General features: G+C 35.5%; 8 protein-coding genes. All 8 read left to right on the top strand.

The features are described from left to right. Positions 1-55 precede the first annotated feature (55 nt). Positions 56-3388: a SusC/RagA family TonB-linked outer membrane protein gene (locus ACNC7R_RS11870; protein WP_417941294.1), complete on the top strand. Its 3333-nt coding sequence runs from the start codon at positions 56-58 to the stop codon at positions 3386-3388. A gap of 13 nt (positions 3389-3401) precedes the next feature. After that, positions 3402-5381 (top strand): RagB/SusD family nutrient uptake outer membrane protein, encoded by a 1980-nt coding sequence (locus ACNC7R_RS11865; RefSeq protein WP_417941293.1) that lies wholly within the window; start codon positions 3402-3404, stop codon positions 5379-5381. A gap of 358 nt (positions 5382-5739) precedes the next feature. Beyond that, positions 5740-10272, top strand: coding sequence for a glycosyl hydrolase (locus ACNC7R_RS11860; RefSeq protein ID WP_417941292.1), 4533 nt, complete (start codon positions 5740-5742; stop codon positions 10270-10272). 120 nt (positions 10273-10392) lie between these two features. Further along, entirely contained in the window at positions 10393-11244 is an 852-nt protein-coding gene (locus ACNC7R_RS11855) for a family 16 glycosylhydrolase (RefSeq protein WP_417941291.1), read from the top strand. Beyond that, on the top strand, positions 11241-12209 hold the full coding sequence (locus tag ACNC7R_RS11850) for a glycoside hydrolase family 43 protein (protein ID WP_417941290.1): 969 nt from the start codon (positions 11241-11243) through the stop codon (positions 12207-12209). Before ACNC7R_RS11855 ends, ACNC7R_RS11850 begins: the two co-directional genes overlap by 4 nt. A gap of 24 nt (positions 12210-12233) precedes the next feature. Continuing rightward, complete coding sequence (locus ACNC7R_RS11845; RefSeq protein ID WP_417941289.1) at positions 12234-14150, top strand: S41 family peptidase; 1917 nt, start codon at positions 12234-12236, stop codon at positions 14148-14150. 315 nt (positions 14151-14465) lie between these two features. Continuing rightward, positions 14466-18065, top strand: a complete 3600-nt coding sequence (locus tag ACNC7R_RS11840) for a family 78 glycoside hydrolase catalytic domain (RefSeq protein ID WP_417941288.1) — start codon at positions 14466-14468, stop codon at positions 18063-18065. Positions 18066-18092: 27 nt separating this feature from the next. Beyond that, a complete protein-coding gene (locus ACNC7R_RS11835) occupies positions 18093-20099 on the top strand; it encodes a DUF2264 domain-containing protein (RefSeq protein ID WP_417941287.1) in 2007 nt (668 codons plus the stop codon). Positions 20100-20315 lie beyond the last annotated feature (216 nt).

Raw genomic sequence — 20315 nt, 5'->3', positions numbered from 1 at the left:
ATTCGCTGTGATTTATAAGCTAACTAATCAATTAACCAAAAAATTACAACCAAAAATGACAAATTTTATCAAGAAAATTAAGGCTCCTGATTACGTATCAGGATTTGAGTTGAAAAAGAAGCTTACAATATTTTGTGTATTGGTTTCCTTGACTCAGGTGAATGTCTATGCCGAAGTTTCAGGCAAGACAAAAGAGCCTCAAAAAATGCAGCAGCAAAGTACCATAAATGGGCAGGTTAAAGACCAAAATGGGTTACCGTTGCCAGGAACCACTATTTTGATAAAGGGAACAAAAATAAGTACTATAACAGATTTTGATGGAAAATTTAGTTTAGCAGGAGATCAAAATTCAGTATTGATAGTTTCCTTTGTTGGTTATATAACTCAGGAAATTACCGTAAAAGATAAATCTAATGTTATTATACAATTAAAAGAGAATGCCGCTTCTTTAGAAGAAGTAGTGGTGGTGGGATATGGTAAAATGAAGAAAAAGGATTTAACCGGAGCAATTGTTCAGGTGAAACCCGAAGCTTTAGCCAATCAAAATCCACAAACTGTTCAGGATTTATTGAGAGGTGTACCCGGTTTGAAAGTTGGATATTCTGCTGATGCAAAAGGAGGAGGGTCTTTGCAGATTCGAGGTCAGACTTCCGTTTACAATCCTGATGGTGCAAATCGTAATTCACCCCTTATTATTTTAGATGGAATGCAGTTTTATGGAGAGCTTTCAGAAATCAATCCTGATGATGTTGGGCAAATCGATATCTTAAAAGATGCATCTGCAACAGCTATATTTGGTTCTAAGGCATCTGCAGGAGTTATTGTTATTTCGACAAAAAGAGGAAAAACAGGTAAGCCTGTCATAAACGTTACTACCAACACAACAATTGTCAATGAAAGTGCTTATCGTGATGTATATTCTCCTGAAGGATATGTAAAATATCGTCAGGATTGGGAAATGGCTAAGACATATGGTCAAAATACAGCTAACGGAAATTATGAAGCATGGATAACAGGAACAGCTGCCGGCAAACCGGGATACTATACAAATCCAGGCCAATTAGACCAATATGGCATCACTGAAGCACAATGGCTGGCTTATCAGCCTGTTGGACAAACACAAGGAAAGAGTCTGAATGAAGTCTGGGGACTCCGTTTAGGAATTACTGACCCAATGCTTTTGAAAAATTTTACAGAAGGAAAAACACACAATTGGTATGACAGTACTTTCAGGACAGGAATTAATCATGATCATAATCTAAGTGTTTCCGGAGCAAGCGATAAAGTAAACTATTATATGTCTTTGGGATATTTAACGTCAGAAGGTGCCATTCAGGGTAATGACTATGAGGCAGTTCGTGCCAATATGAAAGTGGATGCGAAAATTACAAGCTGGCTGGAATTTGGAGCTAACGTTAATTTTCAGGATCGTACAGATGGAGACATTGCTGTGGGTACAGGTACTAATTACTGGGATGCCAATATGTTAAGAAACAGCCCTTTTTCTAACTTTAAAGATGTAAACGGTGCATATGAGAGACAGCCAATGGGACAAACTATAGGTGGTTATAATTATTACTACGATCGCCAGTTTATGGACCTTGAGAGGGGATATACGGTATTGAATACCATTTTCAATACCAAGGTAAGTTTACCTTATGGAATTAGTTATTCTTTTAATGTTGCACCACGTTATCAATTTTTTTACAATCGTTATTTTCAGTCATCAGGTCATAAAGGCTGGAATCCTGCTACCATAGGAGTAGACAGGGAAAACGGTAAAAATTTTACATGGAATCTGAATAATACCTTAACATGGGACTATACATTTGCTGAGAAACACCATATTATAGCCACTTTTGTTCAGGAAGCCGAAGAGCTCAGGACATGGTCAGATCGTGTTGATGCCAATAATATTCTGCCTTCAGATGCATTAGGGTTTCATAATATTGCTAATGCAACACTTGCAAATAGTACATTTACATCTAACGATACGCATCAGACAGCCGATGCATTAATGGCGAGACTTTTCTATTCGTTTGATGATCGTTATATGGTTACGGGAACAATACGCCGCGATGGATACTCAGCATTTGGATCTACAGATCCGTATGGAGTTTACCCTTCTGTTGCAGCGGCATGGACTTTTAATAAAGAAAGCTGGTTCAATTGGAATCCTATGAGTACAGGTAAATTACGTCTGTCCTGGGGTAAAAACGGAAACAGAACGCTTTCTGATCCCTACATAGCTTTAGCAAACTTAAGTTCCGGTACCGGTGCAACAATGGGTTATATCGATGCTTCAGGAAACATTGTTGATGTGAAGTATTTAGGAATCGATCGTATGGCAAATCCAAATTTGCAGTGGGAAAAAACAGAAGCTACAAATATTGGCCTTGACCTTGGGTTCTTAAACGACCGAATTACAAGTACAATTGATGTTTACAGATCAATTACTCATGACATGATAATGATTCAGCGTTTGCCTGGTTTTACAGGATTTGGCTCAATTGCAACCAATCTTGGGGAAGTTGAAAACAGAGGCATTGAGATAGCTCTTAATACTATAAATATAAAAAATCCAAATTTTGAATGGACTACTATGGTTGCCTTTTCATACAACAAGAATATCATTAATGCACTATATGGTAATATGGAAGATATCAAGGATGCCAATGGTAATGTTATCGGACAAAAAGAGTCTGATGAAAAAACCAATGGATGGTTTATAGGAAGACCAATCTCTCAAATCTGGGATTATAAAGTAATTGGCATCTGGCAAAAAGAGGAGTGGGAAGAAGCTGCAAAATACGGACAGCGTCCTGGAGATCCAAAAGTTGAAAACAGCTACACAGCTGATGATGTAAATGGAAAACCTGTTTATAATGAAAAAGACAAGCAATTTTTAGGACAGACAGCTCCTCCAATTAACTGGTCGCTACGTAATGAGTTTAAATTCTATAAAAACTGGAATCTGGCAATCAATATGTATTCTTACATGGGACACAAATCACTTGACGGACGTTATATGAATACGTACAATGACGGCAGTTTATATACCAACAATTACAATCCGTTTGTAAATCCGTATTGGACAATTGATAATCCTACGAATGACTGGGCCCGTCTTGATGCAAGAGGACCTGCCGGAGCCGGAACAGCAAAATTATACGATCGTAGTTTTATTCGTTTAGATAATATTTCGCTGGCTTATACGCTTCCTAAAGATCTTTTAGACCGCCTGCATGTTAGAAACTTCAAAATTTATGCTTCGTGTCAGAACCTAGCTACATGGTCTGCTTCCCGCGAATGGAAATACTACGGAGATCCGGAAACAGGCGGACTGGCTACACGAATGTTTAATTTAGGTTTTAACGTTTCACTTTAATAATTATTCAACAATGAAAAAATATATAAAAAATAGCATCTCAACATTTTTGCCTTTAGTAGCTGCAGCTCTTTTGGTTTCTTGTTCAGAGGACTTTCTGGAGCCTGATCCGCTATCGTTTTACGAACCTGAAACTACATTTTCAACAGAAGCTGGCTTGCAGGCAGTTTTAGCAAGTGCTGATAAACAATTACGCAATAATTATATTCATTACAATAATGCCGGTAATAGTGTGCCTATTGGTACAGAATATGTTTTCTCTGATATGGCAAAATATGGAAAAACCGATAACACTAGTACTATTTCTGATTTTGCAAATACTATAGTACCTACCGGAAGTTTTAAAACGGCAACAAATGATGATTTTTATCTTGGGTTTTACTGGGACGAAGCTTATACCGGTATTAAACATGCTAATACGATATTGACATACATTGATAAGGTGACCAGTTTAACTCAGGAAGTTAAAAATAAATATATCGGTCAGGCCTATTTTCACAGGGCATACCGCTATTTAAATCTGGTCTATCAATTTGGTGATATACCTTTAATTACTAAAATTTTAGAAGTCCCAAAGCAAAGCTATTATTCTACTAAAAAAGAGGCTATCATTGAAATGATTACGGCAGATATGGAAAAGGCTGTAGAATGGGTTCCCGAACAGTCAAAACTCCCTTATTTAGGTGTGGTGAATAAAGGAGCATGCCGTCAGTTATTGATTAAGTGTTATCTGGCTTCCGGAAAATTTGCCGAAGCAGAAGCACAGGCCAATATCCTGATTAATCAGTCAGGTTACTCTTTGATGCAAAGTAATTTTGGAACATTTGACCAGGGAGGAAATCCACAAACGTGGACTATTACCAGAAATGTTATCTGGGATTTGCACAGGCCTGAAAATAAGGTTATTGCTGCTAATAAAGAAGCAATATTAATTATGCCAAACGGAGGAGTACAGTCATTTTTACCATTTGCATCCATGAGAATTTTTGGACCAAACTGGAATTCAGGAACACTTACAACACCAGATGGAAAACAGGCAGCAGCTCGTTTTGCCTCAAATAATGCAAATTATCAGGTTAAATACGATTATGCAAGAGCATTGGGTCGAGGTATTGGTACTATTAGTGCTTCATACTATTCACAGCATCCTATGTGGGTCGTAAACGGAATTGAAGACAAGCAGGATCTTAGGCATAATAATACTGTTGGTAACTGGGTTAATATGGAAGATCTTAAATACAGTGATAAGAATTCAGCCTATTATCAGCAAAATTTTAGAAAGAAAGAGGGCAATGTTTTATTATCAAAAGATACACTTCGCGAATGGTTTGATTTTCCGTTATATAAAATCTATCTGCATGATGTTGTTAATGAAACGAATCCAAATGCTACCGATTTTCAGGGAGCCAGCACGGGAAGTAAAGCACATTGGTATTTATATCGTTTAGCAGAAACGTATTTATTAAGAGCAGAAGCACGTTTTTATCAGGGTAATGTTACAGGAGCTGCACAGGATGTAAATGTTATCAGGGCAAGGGCAGGAGCTTCTCAGATGTACACACAGGTTACAATTGGGGATATCTGTGCAGAAAGAGGAAGAGAACTTTATCTGGAAGAATGGAGAAATGTAGAACTAAAACGTATTTCGCATTGTTTAGCCATAAGTGGAAAACCCGATGAATGGGGACAAACGTACAGTTTAAGCAATTGGGACAAGCAGTCGGGAACAGACAATGCAGGAGGAAGCTACTGGTACCAGCGTATTGTCCATTACACACTTTACAACAAATACCCAAGCGGAATCGTTGTGCCGAATGGTACTAAATTTTATACCATGGACAAGCGCAATAACTACTGGCCAATTCCAAACAGTGCTATAACAGCTAACATCAAAGGCAAATTAAGTCAGAACTTCGGTTACGACGGTTACGATCCTAACGTAAAAGTCTGGGATAAATGGCAGGATGCTGTCGCAGATGAAAGCCAGCTTTAGCATCAATTACGTTGTTGCCTATCCAATTTATTTTTAAGTTTTAAAATTCAATTATTCATATAAAAAGTGGTTTAGCAGTTCAAAATCAGTTTACGATTTTGGACTGCGAAGCTACTCTTTATTGACTCTTAGGATACTTCAAATTATTTTTAAAACTTAAAGTTTTAGTTTAGATTAAATTATATAAGTAACTGTTTTATATGGTTTTGATTTAATGAAAAAACTTATTATAGATTTTATTTATAATTCACTTTAGACTCTAAAATAATATTCATTACTTACTTTCATAACAGTTTAACTGAATAAAATAAGAAAGCATAAAACAGAATATTAAAACAATTTTTAAATAAGACTTAATATGAAAAAAATATACACTTTTATGGTATTCGGGCTATCGGTGTTTCTGTTACGGATTCAGGCTCAGACACCTAATCTTCCTGTTAAAGTAAATTTAGCTACGACACTAAGTGGCTTAAAGACATTTAATAATGGTACTGCTTCAGATGTGCTAACTTTTCCTTTATCAAATCAGACAGAGTTTACACTTGAGTTGAAAGCTAAAGTGAATTCTGCGAAGGGAAGAGGACTCGATGTTGAGGTTAAAAACACAACAGGTTTGGGTTTTAGAACTTCTTTAGATAAAAAAGCGTTTAATTATACCACTGTTTTATCATCAATAGAAAATTTAAGTAAATCGTCAGATAATGCTCAGGAACAAACTTATAGGTATGCAGTAAAAAATGGTTTTGTAAATATTTATCAGGACGGACATTACCTGACTTCTAAAGGACTTGATTTTGTAAATGACAACTCCGCAGTTCCAACTGTATATGGTTCTGATAATCTTCTGGGAAGATGGGCCGGAGTTGCAGGCAATAATTCGGGTAAACCCAATGATTACGGCTGGGCGAATACCTCAGCAAGTCTTCCGTGGAATACGGCTAATTCAACAAGCGGTGTCCGATATTTAGATGTAACTTCAGGACATACATTCGAGTCTGACAATACGGCTTATAATGGTAGGATTATGTATATCCGCTGGGATAATAGTGCATATTCTACTTCAACTTACAGTTATCCTGTAAAACTCGAAAAAGACCTGAAATACGAATTTTCGTGGATTTATGAATATGTATCTAATTCGGCTCCCGGAACTCCAATTAATGTAGCCATTTCAGCAACGGCAAATGGAACCGGAGTTATAGCTTCTAAAAGCTTTGTAACAGGAAATGCTACTAAATTACGAAAAGGCGATTTTTCTTTTATTGCAACGGCCGATGGTACATTTTACATCACTATTACTGCCGGATCAGGACTTATGGCAATTGGAGATTTAAAACTAAAATCTTCGAATTTAATTAATACCTGGGATGGTTTTGCTAATGATAATTCAGGTTTACCAACAGCTTATGGGTGGACGAATTCGTTAGGTTCGTCTATTTTTAATACCGCAAACGCTGCCAGTGGCGCACGATATATGGACGTAACATCTGGACATGCCTTTGAATCGGATAATGCAAATTATGCAGGAAGGCTGCTGTATATTAGATGGGATGGAGCAGTTGAAAATTCTGTTTATTCGTTTCCTGTACAACTGGAGGCCTCCAGGGATTATCAGTTTTCATGGCTGTATGAATATATTTCAAATTTAGCTCCCGGTTCCCAAATGAATGTATCGGTTTCTACATCAGCGAATGGTGGCGGGACAGTTATCTCATCAAAAAGCTTTGTATCGGGTGCTGTCAATAAATTGAGAAAAGGAGATTTATCTTTTCAGTCACAGAACGCCGGAACGTATTATATTAATATTACAGGGGATAAAGCGCTTTTTGGAATAGCAGATTTGAAAGTTCAGACGCAGCAGCTTGCAAGTATTATTATTGGTAAAAATTATGCAGTTGGTGACGTAGATATGGAAGTGAGTTCAGTAACTTTTGAAAATACGGCTTATGCTCCTGAAAAAACTATAAGTCCTTCTTTGCAAGTAGAGGATATTTCAGGAAGTGTGAATGTTGGGGCTTATGCAAAATCAAAAGTGGTCATGAATTCATCGGCTTCTTTGTATTTAAAAAATGCTTATAATCCGTTGATTAATGCAACTGTGAATTTAAATTCGGCTAACGCACAGGTGTATTTTGAAAATGTAAAACCGTCTGTTGTCATTAGTTCTTATTTGCAATACATATCAGTAAACGGTATTCAGGCTGACAGCGGAATTAACGTAATTGTATCGAATTATGGAGGAGGTGCTGTTGTAGCTCCTTATGCCTCGGATTTGAAGCCATTGGAAGTTTTTACAGCAGAAAACTTCGGGGGTACTTCTCAACAATATGAAACCGTTTCGCCACATGATAATTTAAGCTCATTTGATAATGCTATTAAGTCATTCAAGTTGAAAAAAGGATATATGGCAACTTTTGCTTCAAATGCTGACGGAAGCGGATATAGCAGGGTTTTTATAGCCGAAAATCAGGATTTGGAAGTTCCGGTTTTACCTGTTAACTTAAATGGAACGATATCGTTTATCAGAACCATGAAATGGCATGAAGTCAACAAAAAAGGACTTGCAGGAGGAAGCACAGAAGCGATGAATGCAACGAATATTACCTGGTACTATAACTGGAATACCGGAATGAGTTCTACACCCAATATTGAGTATGTACCCATAAGACAAACCAATTACTGGCCGTCATTTACACCTGCATACACAAAAGAAGGGTATACGCATCTTTTAGGATTTAATGAGCCGGATCGTCCTGATCAGTCCAATATGACAGTTGAAGCAGCGATTGCTTCCTGGCCGGCATTAATGAAATCCGGATTACGATTAGGTTCTCCTGCAACTTCAGATCCATTTAATCCGTGGTTGGGGAATTTTATGACTCAGGCTGAAGCAAATAATTACCGAATTGATTATGTAGCCATTCACTGTTATTGGTATAAAACTGCTGCACAATGGAAAAGTGATCTGCAAAATATCTACGACAGATACAAGAGACCGCTGTGGATTACTGAGTGGAACATAGGGGCAAACTGGACAGGGAATAATTTTCCGGATGGGCCAACTTTATTGACCGATGCAAATGCAATCAAGCATAAAAATGATCTTGCAGCAATATTAAACGTACTAGAGACTACTGATTATGTAGAGCGTTACTCTATTTACAATTGGGTACAGGATGCAAGGGCAATGTATGTTACGATAGATGATGCTTTTAAAACAAGAAACCCAAACTGGCAAAATTATGTATGGCTTCAAACGGCACCTGTAATTTCAAGTACTGCTACAAGTTATGTAGTGTTAACACCTGCAGGAGAGTATTATGCGAATAATGCTTCAGCAAAAGCTTACAGTTCAAATAGAGAATATATTTCCACCTGGAAAACAAAGGTAGAAACGCTAACTTACCAATTATCATCTGATTATCAGAATATCACAATCAACTGGACAGGTTCTAATAACGATTTGGTTAATAAATATATTCTGGAAAGAAAATTAACCGGAGAAAATGATTTTTCGGTTTTTTATGAATCAACTGATTACAAAATCATTAAGAAGACAGACCAAGTTCATTCAAGAGCAGAATACCGAATCAAAGTTGTGGGTAAAGACAATGTAGAATCGGCATATTCACCTATTTTGTTGTTCGAACAGGCTCCAATTGCTGCTACACCAGCAAATATTGAAGGGAAAGCATTATCGAAATCGATAATCAATTTAAAATGGTCAGCGGTTGCAGGAGCAGAATCCTATACAATTAAGAGATCGGAAACGCTGAGCGGAACCTATCAGGATGTGGCCGTATATTTAAAAGAAACGACTTTCGATGATATTAACTTACAGGAGAATAAAGATTATTTCTATAAAATAGCATCAGTAAATACTGGTGGTGAAAGTGCGTATTCTACACCTTTAAATGTTAAAACAATGGCATTTGCAATTCCGCAAGCCGTTACCAATGCAAGTTTAACCTACGGAGATGCAAAAGTAAATCTTACATGGGATTTTATGTATGATGCTGAATTCTATATAAAAAGAGCTACTTCACCATCAGGACCTTTTACAACTATTGGAACTGTTACGACGAATGCCTACAGTGATGTATCAGTTTCAAACGGAACGCCTTACTATTATAAAATTGCTGCTTTTAATACTTTAGGGGAAGGACCAGAATCAAATCTTCTTACCGCAACACCTGCTCAGGGTCAAAAGATTACAGGCAGTATAATTGGACATTCAGGATCGTATCAAAGTAGTAGTGCTACAATTGACAAAGCTTTTGATGAAAATCTGACAACTTATGTTGATGGACCAACTGCTGTTGGTTATTTAGGTTATGATTTTGGAGTAAACGGTAAAGCCAGTCTTACGGATATCAGATATGTTCCCCGCAATGGTTTTGGAAATCGTATGACCGGAAGTGAAATTCGCGGTTCAAACAGTGATGATTACCTCAATTCTTATGAAGTTTTACATGTAATAACGGGGACACCTGCCAATGATGTTTTTACTCAGGATTCCGGTTTAGCAACGCCAAAATACAGATACATCTATTGGTATTCTCCAACGGGTTATGGAAATATAGCTGAGCTTGAGTTTTACGGAACTATTAATACGACTTTAGCAACAAATAAAAACCAGAAAGAATTTTCAGGGAATATAAAAGCATTTCCAAATCCAACTTCCGGACAGTTTGATGTTGATTTTCCAATTAGTGTAACATCTCAGCATATTGCAATTTATACCGCTGATGGGAAATTGATTTCGCAATCGGATTACGCTGTTGAAAATGGTAAAATCCATCTGAATCTGGAACATAACAGTGCAGGAGTATATTTTGTAAAGTTTAATTCTTACCCTGACAAAACAATCCGAATTGTCAAAAAATAAAAATTAAGAGATAAAAATAAGTTAGTTTGGTTATAATGTTTTTTTGGACGATGGGGGATTTTGAGCGATCCCCCATTTTCTTAAAAACAATATTACTTCAGTATTGTAAATAATAATGAAATGAAATTTAAAGTGAATCGTTTTTTCGTTTTAGGAAGTGCAGTAATCGTGTATACCCTCTTTTCATATAAACAAAAGCCACAAAAAGAAGGGTATCAGCTGGTTTGGAGTGATGAATTTACTGCTGAAGGTATTCCGGATGAAAAGAACTGGAATTATGAAACAGGTTTTGTGAGAAATGAGGAAGCGCAGTGGTATCAAAAAGAAAATGCTTTCTGCAAAAATGGTTTTCTGATTATTGAAGCAAGAAAAGAAAACAGATCAAATCCTGACTTTGTTTCAAAAAAACATTCCGACTGGACAAAAAATAGAGATTCTGTAAAAGTGACATCTTCTTGTTTAATAACCCATGGAAAGCATGCCTGGCAATATGGACGATTCGAAATGCGGGCTAAAATTCCGGTTACAAAAGGCATGTGGCCAGCCTTTTGGACATTGGGTGTAGACGGAAACTGGCCTGCGAATGGGGAGATTGATATTATGGAATATTACACGGGAAAAATATTAGCAAATGCATGCTGGAAATCAGATGAATCCAAAACAGTCTGGGACAGTTCTACAAAAATGCTAAGTGATTTTAATGAAAATTGGGTGGACAAATTTCACATCTGGAGAATGGATTGGGATGCCAAATGGATCAGATTATATGTTGATGACCAGTTACTCAATGAAATAAATATTTCAGAATCAATGAAATATAAAAATCAAAAGATAAAACCTTTTCAGCAGCCTCATTATCTACTGGTAAATCTGGCAGTAGGAGGAATGAACGGCGGGGAATTTACAAGCGATAATTTACCCTCACAATACATAATAGATTATATCAGGGTTTATCAAAAACAATTAAAATGAAATTAAAATATTCGCTACTTATAAGTTTTATGTGTTCTTTAGTTTTTGGACAAAATAGTTCTTTTGAACCAGGAAAATTTTGGAAAGATACTGACGGCTTACACATCAATGCTCATGGAGGAGGTGTTGTTTTTGTTAACGGCATTTATTACTGGTACGGAGAGTTTAAAACCGAAGGCAAAGAAGGAAATACAGCAATGAAAGGTGTTAGTTGTTATTCGTCAAAAGATTTGTATAACTGGATCAACGAAGGAATTGTGCTAAAAGTAGAGGAAAATCCTAATTCGGAAATAACAAAGGGATGCATCATCGAGCGTCCAAAAGTCGTTTTTAATAAAAAAATAGGCAAATACGTGATGTGGTTTCATTTGGAAATTAAGGGACAAGGCTATGAAGCTGCCAGAGCTGCTGTAGCCATAAGTGATTCTCCAAAAGGACCTTTTACCTATAAAAAATCATATCGCCCGAATAAAGGGGTCTGGCCAATCAATTTTAAGGATGAATTTAAATCCGCTTCTACAGTTGAACAGAATTTAGAATCCTGGAGCCCGGAATGGATAAACGCTATTCAAAACGGAATGCTGGTGCGCAGGGATTTTAAAAAAGGACAAATGGCAAGAGACATGACAGTGTATGTTGATGATAATGACAAAGCATACCTTATCCATTCTTCTGAGGAAAATCTGACGCTTCATATTTCTGAATTGACTGATGATTATTTAAATTTCACAGAAAGATGGATCCGAATGGCGCCGGCAGGTCATAATGAAGCACCGGCGATTTTTAAAAAAGACGGAATTTATTATATGATAACTTCAGGCTGTACAGGCTGGGAACCAAATGAAGCACGTTCTTTTAAATCGAATTCTATTTGGGGACCGTGGGAATCGATAGGAAATCCCTGTACCGGTAAAGATGCCGACCTTACGTTTCATTCGCAAAGCACTTATATTTTACCTGCTTAGGGTAAAAAAGATCAGTTTATTTTCATGGCCGACCGTTGGAAACCTGACAATCCTATTGATGGGACATATGTGTGGCTTCCTGTAAAAATTACGGATAAAAAACCTGTTTTACAATGGTTTGGTAAATGGAATCTAAAACGTATTTTCAGAAAATTAATGACAAAAATTATTGATTTGATAGTCTGGTTATTACTTATTTGTTTTTGTATTGGTCGAAATTTAAACAAGAAGCTGACTAAAATAAAATTTATGAAGAAACAAAATATTTTTGCAATTGCTCTTTGCTTCTGTTTTATGATACAAAGTTTTTCGCAGGAAAAAAAAGAAATCACAGCTAATGAGAAATACAAACAATTCGGGCTTGTTTGGGGGTTAATGAAATACCATCATTCTGAAGTGAGTAAGGGGAAATATGACTGGGATAAAACATTTATTGAAAATGTTCATAAACTGGATATTGTTACTTCACAGAGTGAACTCAATGATTTTTTGCTAAATTTCATTTTATCAATTCAAACCAGTAAAATAAAGATAGATAGTGGTACTGAGGATTTATTCAAAAAAAATCTGGATTATGATTGGATAGAACAATATTCAGCTAATGACAAACTTTATAATTATTTAAAACAATTAAAACAAAATACAATTATCGGCAATTATTATGTTGTGAAGCAAATAAACAGGAAATTAAAAGCTCCAAAAGATAGTGGAGAATTTAAATCATTTGATTATAAAATTAAAAGTCACAGACTACTTGAATTATTTAGCTATTGGAATGTTATCCAGTATCATTATGTGAATAAATATTTGATTGATACCAATTGGGTAAGTCAGTTAGATTATTTTATTGATAGTTTCGTAAACAGTAATTCTAATCTTGAATATGAAGTACAAAAAACTAAATTAATAGCTTCTATAAAGGATTGTCACGCCTATCATCTTTCGAAACTTGTATCTGACTCGCTAATATTTAACTACAAACCGCCATTTAGAGTAAAACTTGTTAATGACACTTTAGTAGTTACAGGTATTTTTAATAATAAATTAGGTGAAAAAGATGATTTGAAATTAGGGGATTTGATAATCGAAGTCCAAGATCAAAATATTAAGTCAGTACTCAACAAAAAAGTAGGCTCGTTGCTTTCTTTTTCAAATGATTCTTATTTGAAAAGGGTGGCAGGATGGGTATTCTATAATAATGAAGATAGTATTAAAGTTAAAATAAAAAGAAAAGATTCGATCATTGATAAATATATTCATCTTTATAAAGACTTTAAAGTTACAGATCCTTCCTGGTTAAAAAGCTTTTATGTTGAAAAAAAATGGCAGCTTATTGATAATAAAATTGGCTACATAAATTTGAAGGAAATTACTAAAAATGAATTAAAAGAAGCATTTGAAGAATTTTCAACCACAGATGGAATTGTAATTGATTTAAGAAATGCTCCAAAATATATTTCAGAAGCTGATATTCCAAAATATACTTATCCTGAAAAAAGAAAATTTATAAAAGTTCTTTTCCCTTTACCAGATAGGCCTTCATTGGCGAAATTTGATACCCCTTTAATTATTATCGATCCCTTTGAAAGTGGCAGTAAAAACTTAAAATACTACAACAAAAGAATTGTTTTATTAGTTAATGGTTCAACTCAAAGTAGAATGGAGTTTATCGGGATGGCTATTCAAGCATCTCCTAATTGCCTGACTATTGGCGAAAGCACTGCCGGTTCTGTTATGAATATTGCCACTTTCACTATGCCTGATGGGACACAAACTAATTTCACAAGCTTAGGCGCATTTTATCCCGATGGAACTGGTGTACAAAGAAAAGGCTTAAAAATAGATCACTATGTTAATGAAACCACGTCAAATTTTGCTCAGGATCAATATATCATTAAAGGAATTGAATTAATAAAATCTAACCAAAATAAAGAGCAATAGTCTATGTACAAAATTTTTGATACATGCGTATTAAGTACCCCCTCTTTTAACAATAGATTTTTTTTTTAAAACTCACAAAAGAAAATAAGGTTACTGATGAGCAATTAAACCCAAATTCCGCATTAGAAAATAATTATGTAAATTGAGTTTTAAAATCCTAATGCTACTATAATTACAAAAGATTTTTCAGCAAATTCAACCAAGTCGTAATTCGGGTTAAATCAAAATAAATAAGCAAAATTTAAGCTTATATTTATATATTTGAAAAAAGTGTTTTTTTTACACTTGTTTTTCGAATATAAAATAAATTATTGAATGAAAAAAAATAGAAGAACGTTACTTTTGGTTAATTGGCTTTTTGCCGTTATTTTCAGTTTACCTTTATACGCTCAGCAAGAAGAAAATAAGGCGATACTTAGTGATGCTAATATTCACATTAGTAATCTGAAGGTAGAAAATACGGTAACTCCTATTGGTCTTGATGTATCTCAGCCAGTATTTAGCTGGCAAATGAAAACCGTTGATAAAAACAGAAGCTATTATCAAACGGCCTGTCAAATTATTGTAAAAAATGATCAGGGTACTGAGGTTTGGAATACCGGTAAAATTAAAAGTGGAACATCCATTAATATAAAATATAAGGGGGTAGAATTGAAACCTACAACATTATATAACTGGGCCGTAATTGTTTGGGATCAGAAAGGAAAAAAGTACTCGGTAAATTCATGGTTTGAAACTGGTTTGATGAACCACAAAATGGTTACGAATAGTGATTCAGATAACAAAATAACAGCCTGGTCAGGAGCAAAATGGATTGGTGGAAGTCCCGATGATATGGTTTTGTACTCCCAATATCTTCCTGTTTTTTGTATCAATGGTACAATTCAGCTGGATGAAAAATCAAAATCAACAAAAGCATCGTTAGTTTATGGTGCGAATGATCAGCGTTTAATGGATAAAAATAAAAATCTATTTAAACTGGAAAATAAGGAAGGTGAAAGTTACATTCAGATCGAACTGAGTACGAAACCTTTAAATTCAGATGCACAGGCTATGCTAAATATTTATCGGGTGGGCTATCATCCAAATGATAAAAAAGAAATCCCTTTTAAAAGTTTTGCAATTCCGAACATACTAATTAATAATGAAAACAAATACAATCCTCACACTCTAAATATACAAAGCTCTTTAGGAGTTACTAAAATTTATATCGATGGAAATTCAAAAGAAAATCTTGTCGCTGATATTAATCTCAATCCATTAGGAGCCGGAGGTGATTTTATCGCTTTTCCTGTAGTAGGTGATATTGGTTTTTTAATGCCCAAGGGAGAAAAAGCAAAGTTTTCAAAAATTGAAATCAAAAATTACCGAAGTCCTTCAAATGTTATTTTTTCTGATAATAGCGTTGGTACAGATATATTTTCGTCATTTAAAGAAGTAACGGTTGAAAACAATACTTACGTTGTAACAGGAGGAAATAAAGAAGCTTTCGTTCTGGCTGATCCAAGTCAGAATTCCATGCCCATGCTGCGTACCTTATTTAAAATCGATTCTCCTAAAATAAATAAAGCACGATTGTATGTCACAGCACGAGGTATTTATGACGTTTACTTAAACGGAAAAAAAATAGGAAACGATTATTTTAATCCCGGACTCACCCAGTACAATAAAACTCATTTGTACCAAACCTATGATGTAACGTCCAATATTCAGGAAGGAAATAATGTATTAGGAGCCATTCTTGGTGAAGGCTGGTGGAGTGGAGGCAGTACGTTTGTTGGTGAAAACTGGAATTTCTTTGGTGATCGTCAATCGATGCTGGCTAAACTGGTAGTTACTTATGCTGATGGGAGCGAAAAAATTATCACAAGTAATCCTGAAACATGGACGTATTTTAATGATGGTCCCGTAAAATACAGCAGTTTTTTTCAGGGGGAAGTTTATGATGCTGTAAAAGAAAAAGCAATTGAAGGCTGGAGTACAGCAAAATATGATGCATCGCTTTGGCATCAGGCGTCACCCATAGGAACTGATGGTTTTGTAAGTTCAGAAGGAACGGCTAATTTACCCAATTTTAATAATTTTTCGGATGCTCAATTGATGGGGCAATTTGGAACTACGGTTAAGGCAATAAAGGAATTAACAGCTCAATCTGTTAAAGAAGTTCGTCCCGGTGTATTTGTTTACGATATGGGACAAAATATGGTTGGTGTACCCAATATTACCCTGAGCAATGTAGAAAAAGGCATGAAAATCACATTGCGTTATGCCGAAGTTTTATATCCGGATTTACCGGAATATAAAGGGAATGAAGATTTACTGATGCTTGAAAATGTAAGGGCAGCCATGTCGCAGGATATTTACACAACTAAAGGAGGTAACGAGGTTATAGCGCCCCGATTTACATTTCACGGATATCGTTACATAGAAATAACAGGAATTGAAAATCCGTTACAGTTAACCGATGTTAAAGGAACAGTATTGAGTTCGATACATGAATTGTCTTCACATTATCAAACGTCAAATCCTTTGGTAAATAAGTTGTGGGAAAATATTACCTGGTCAATGAGAGGGAATTTTCTATCGATACCTACTGATTGTCCACAGCGTAACGAACGTTTGGGGTGGAGTGGGGATATTTCGGTTTTTTCCAGAACAGCAGTTCATTTAGCAGATGTGAAACAATTTCTCAAAAGACACATGTTAGCCATGAGAGATATTCAAAGTAAAGATGGACGCTTTCCGGATGTAGCCCCAATTGGTGTAGGATTTGGAGAAACGTTGTGGGGAAGTGCCGGAATTACTGTTGTTTGGGAAAATTATCTGCAATACGGTGACCTCAGTTTATTAGAAGAGCATTACGAAGCTATGAAAAACTACGCCAATTATCTGATTGATGATATTGATCCTAAAACAGGTGTTCTAAAAGAAAATGAAAGAGATACCTGGGGTTCATTAGGTGACTGGCTGAGTTTAGAGGATTCTAAAAATGAAAAAACACTATTCTGGGAAGCTTATTTTATTTATGATTTGGAAATTATGGCTAAAGTTGCCGGCTTATTAGATAAAAAGAAAGATCAGGAATACTTTTCAGAATATTACAGGCAACGAAAAGATTTTTTCAATAAAACTTATCTTGATAAAGCTACGGGAAAAACTTCATTTAGGGGTAAAGTTATAGATACCCAAACTTCTTATGTGCTGCCTTTTGCTTTTAATGTTTTGGATAAAGAGAATTCAGATTTGGCTATCAAGCAGTTTATATCTTCTATACAAAGAGAAAACAAAACAGATCAGGGTGTGGTTTGTCCGCCTTATTCCTTAATGACCGGATTTATTGGTACTGCATGGGTAAACAAAGCACTTTCAGATTATGGATATTCTGATGTAGCCTATCAGTTAGTCCAAAACAAATCTTATCCTTCGTGGTTGTATCCTGTCACCCAAGGAGCAACTACGATTTGGGAACGATTAAATTCGTATACGCATCAAGATGGATTTGGAGGGAATAACCGAATGAATTCTTTTAATCATTACGCCTTCGGAGCCGTAGGAGCGTGGATGTATAATTATTCGTTAGGAATTGTACGAGATGATAATGCACCGGGATTTAAACATTTTATTTTACAGCCTGAACCCAATACTACCGGAGAGATGACTTTTGCAAATGGATATTATGATTCCATGTACGGACGTATTGAAAGCAGCTGGGAAACGAAAAATGGCAAATATGAGTTCCGTTTTGTTGTGCCTGCAAATACAACAGCGACACTTTATTTACCTTCTTTAAAAGAAAGTGACATAACAATAAATGGTAAAAAGAGCGGAATCAAATTTTTGAATATGAAAAATAATAAAGCTGTTTTCGAAATAGAGTCAGGGGAGTATTCGTTCGAAACAGTTATTAGTAATTAAATCTCAAGATTATAAAATCCTTACAAGATGAATAAATTTAGAATATTGTTTTTAACGTTTATTTCCAGTATTTCTTTCTTTGCACAACATAAAGAAAATACGGCTGCTGTATTTCAGATTAAAAATCCAGATTACAAAATTAGTCCGCAAACCGGAATGACAAAACAGCACTGGAAAGATGCAGCACTTTATTTGCTGGAAGGGGCTTTTAGCTATATTCATAAACTGGATGACCCAATGCAATTTCCAAAACAGGAAGGAAAAAGCTACCCATCGAATCCAAATCAGGTTCCGACAGAGAAACTGGAAGGTCTTTGCAGGACCTTATTCATTGCTTCACCTTTGTTAAAGGAAAATCCGGATTTGGTCATCAATAATATAAAAGTAGCCGATTATTATCGCTATCAGATAGCCAAATTAGCTGATCCAAACAGTGCAGCTTACATTGAACCGCGTGCTAAAAATGGCGGACCTAGTCAAAAGCTCGTTGAATTTGGCGCTTTGGCACTTTCGCTTCTGACCAATCCTGACGTTTTATGGAAACCGCTTCCACAAGATCAAAAAGACGATCTGGCTAAAATAATGCTGAGTTACGGTGACGGACCAACGGTAGATTCTAACTGGAAGTTCTTCAATATTTTTGTCCTCAGTTTTTTTAAAGAACAAGGTTATACCGTCAACGAAAAATTATTGGTCGACTATTTAGAAAAATCATTAAAACATTATCGTAGCAATGGCTGGTACAACGACAGTCCTGCATTTGATTATTACAGTATGTGGGCTTTTCAGATGTACGGCAATATTTGGTCTGAGTTTTTTGGAAAGAAATACTATCCTGAAATTGCGGCAAAGTTCATGTCAAACTTTAGCGATTTAAAAAATAATTATCCCTATTTGTTTAGTAAAGATGGTGAAATGATTATGTGGGGAAGAAGCATCAGTTACAGAATTGGGGCTGTGGTTCCTTTTCCGTTGATGGGATTTCAAAATGATCCTGATATCAATTACGGTTGGATGCGCAGAATCTCATCCGGTGTAATCAAACAATTTTTGACACATCCTGATTTCATGAAGAACAACGTGCCTACGCTTGGTTTTTATGGTGCATTCGAACCAGCCGTTCAAAATTACAGCTGTCGCGGAAGTGTGTACTGGATGGGGAAAATCTTTATGGGATTACTGGTTCCGGACAATAATCCGTTTTGGACAGCCAAAGAAAACAACGGCGATTGGGATACTATATTCAAAAAAGATGAGGTTTACAATACATATCAGGGAGATTCACAAATCCTGATAACGGATTACCCTAATATTGGCGCTTCAGAAGTAAGAGCGTGGTGTCATGAAAAGGTAAAAGACGACTGGCAGAAATTCAGATCTACAGAAAACTATAACAGACTTTCGTATAACAGCGCTTTTCCGTGGCAGGCTGACGGGCAAAATGGAGAAGTTGCAATGAATTATGTCATTAAAAATAAAGATGATAAATGGGAAGCTTTCCGGTTATTTAATTTTAAAAAATTTGAAAATGGTATTTATTACAGAAATGTAGTTTTAGAGACCGATGAGAATATAAAATTTAGTTTAGCAGATATTCCTTTACCAAACGGCATTTTAAGAGTGGATAAAAATAATAGTGACAAAGCTGTTTCAATGCGTTTGGGACATTATGCATTGCCTAAAATGGACAAAGAAATTATGACAACCAAAAAAAATATAAAAGGACATGAGGTTACCATCATCGACAACGGAAAATTCCAATTGGCTATGATTCCGCTTTTAGGTTGGGATAAAACAGAAATTGTAAAAACACAAGGACTGCATCCGGAAAGCAATGAAAGTGCTGTAATAAATGTTTTGAATGATATCAAATCAGATAAAACAAATATTTATGCAACCCTGATGCTTTGGAAAAAATCCGGTGAGAATTGGAAAAAAGAAGACTTACTTCCTATAAAAAATGTGGACCAGATGAATGATGGTGTTACAATTCAATTTAATAATGGAACAACTAAAACTATTGATTTTAAGTAAAAAAGTGGATTGTAAGGTTTTAGAATATATTTTGAGATACTACCGATTCTGAAAATATTTAGGTTATTTTACTTCTTTGGCAGATGTATCAAAAAAAGTAGTCCAGCTCCAGGCTAAATAGCTACTGGGATTTTTTATGTTTATTTTGACTCTTTTTGAGCATTTTCGTTTTTCTAATAGAATCACCTATTTTGCTGAAAAACAAATGACTATCAT

This window comes from Flavobacterium adiutor (assembly GCF_048282555.1).
Lineage (GTDB): Bacteria > Bacteroidota > Bacteroidia > Flavobacteriales > Flavobacteriaceae > Flavobacterium.
This window is presented reverse-complemented; position numbering and strand designations above follow the sequence as displayed.

Excerpts from the sequence above, each read along its gene's own strand:
- ACNC7R_RS11870 (WP_417941294.1), top strand. The coding sequence starts at position 56 with ATGACAAATTTTATCAAGAAAATTAAGGCTCCTGATTACGTATCAGGA.
- ACNC7R_RS11865 (WP_417941293.1), top strand. The coding sequence starts at position 3,402 with ATGAAAAAATATATAAAAAATAGCATCTCAACATTTTTGCCTTTAGTA.
- ACNC7R_RS11860 (WP_417941292.1), top strand. The coding sequence starts at position 5,740 with ATGAAAAAAATATACACTTTTATGGTATTCGGGCTATCGGTGTTTCTG.
- ACNC7R_RS11855 (WP_417941291.1), top strand. The coding sequence starts at position 10,393 with ATGAAATTTAAAGTGAATCGTTTTTTCGTTTTAGGAAGTGCAGTAATC.
- ACNC7R_RS11850 (WP_417941290.1), top strand. The coding sequence starts at position 11,241 with ATGAAATTAAAATATTCGCTACTTATAAGTTTTATGTGTTCTTTAGTT.
- ACNC7R_RS11845 (WP_417941289.1), top strand. The coding sequence starts at position 12,234 with ATGGCCGACCGTTGGAAACCTGACAATCCTATTGATGGGACATATGTG.
- ACNC7R_RS11840 (WP_417941288.1), top strand. The coding sequence starts at position 14,466 with ATGAAAAAAAATAGAAGAACGTTACTTTTGGTTAATTGGCTTTTTGCC.
- ACNC7R_RS11835 (WP_417941287.1), top strand. The coding sequence starts at position 18,093 with ATGAATAAATTTAGAATATTGTTTTTAACGTTTATTTCCAGTATTTCT.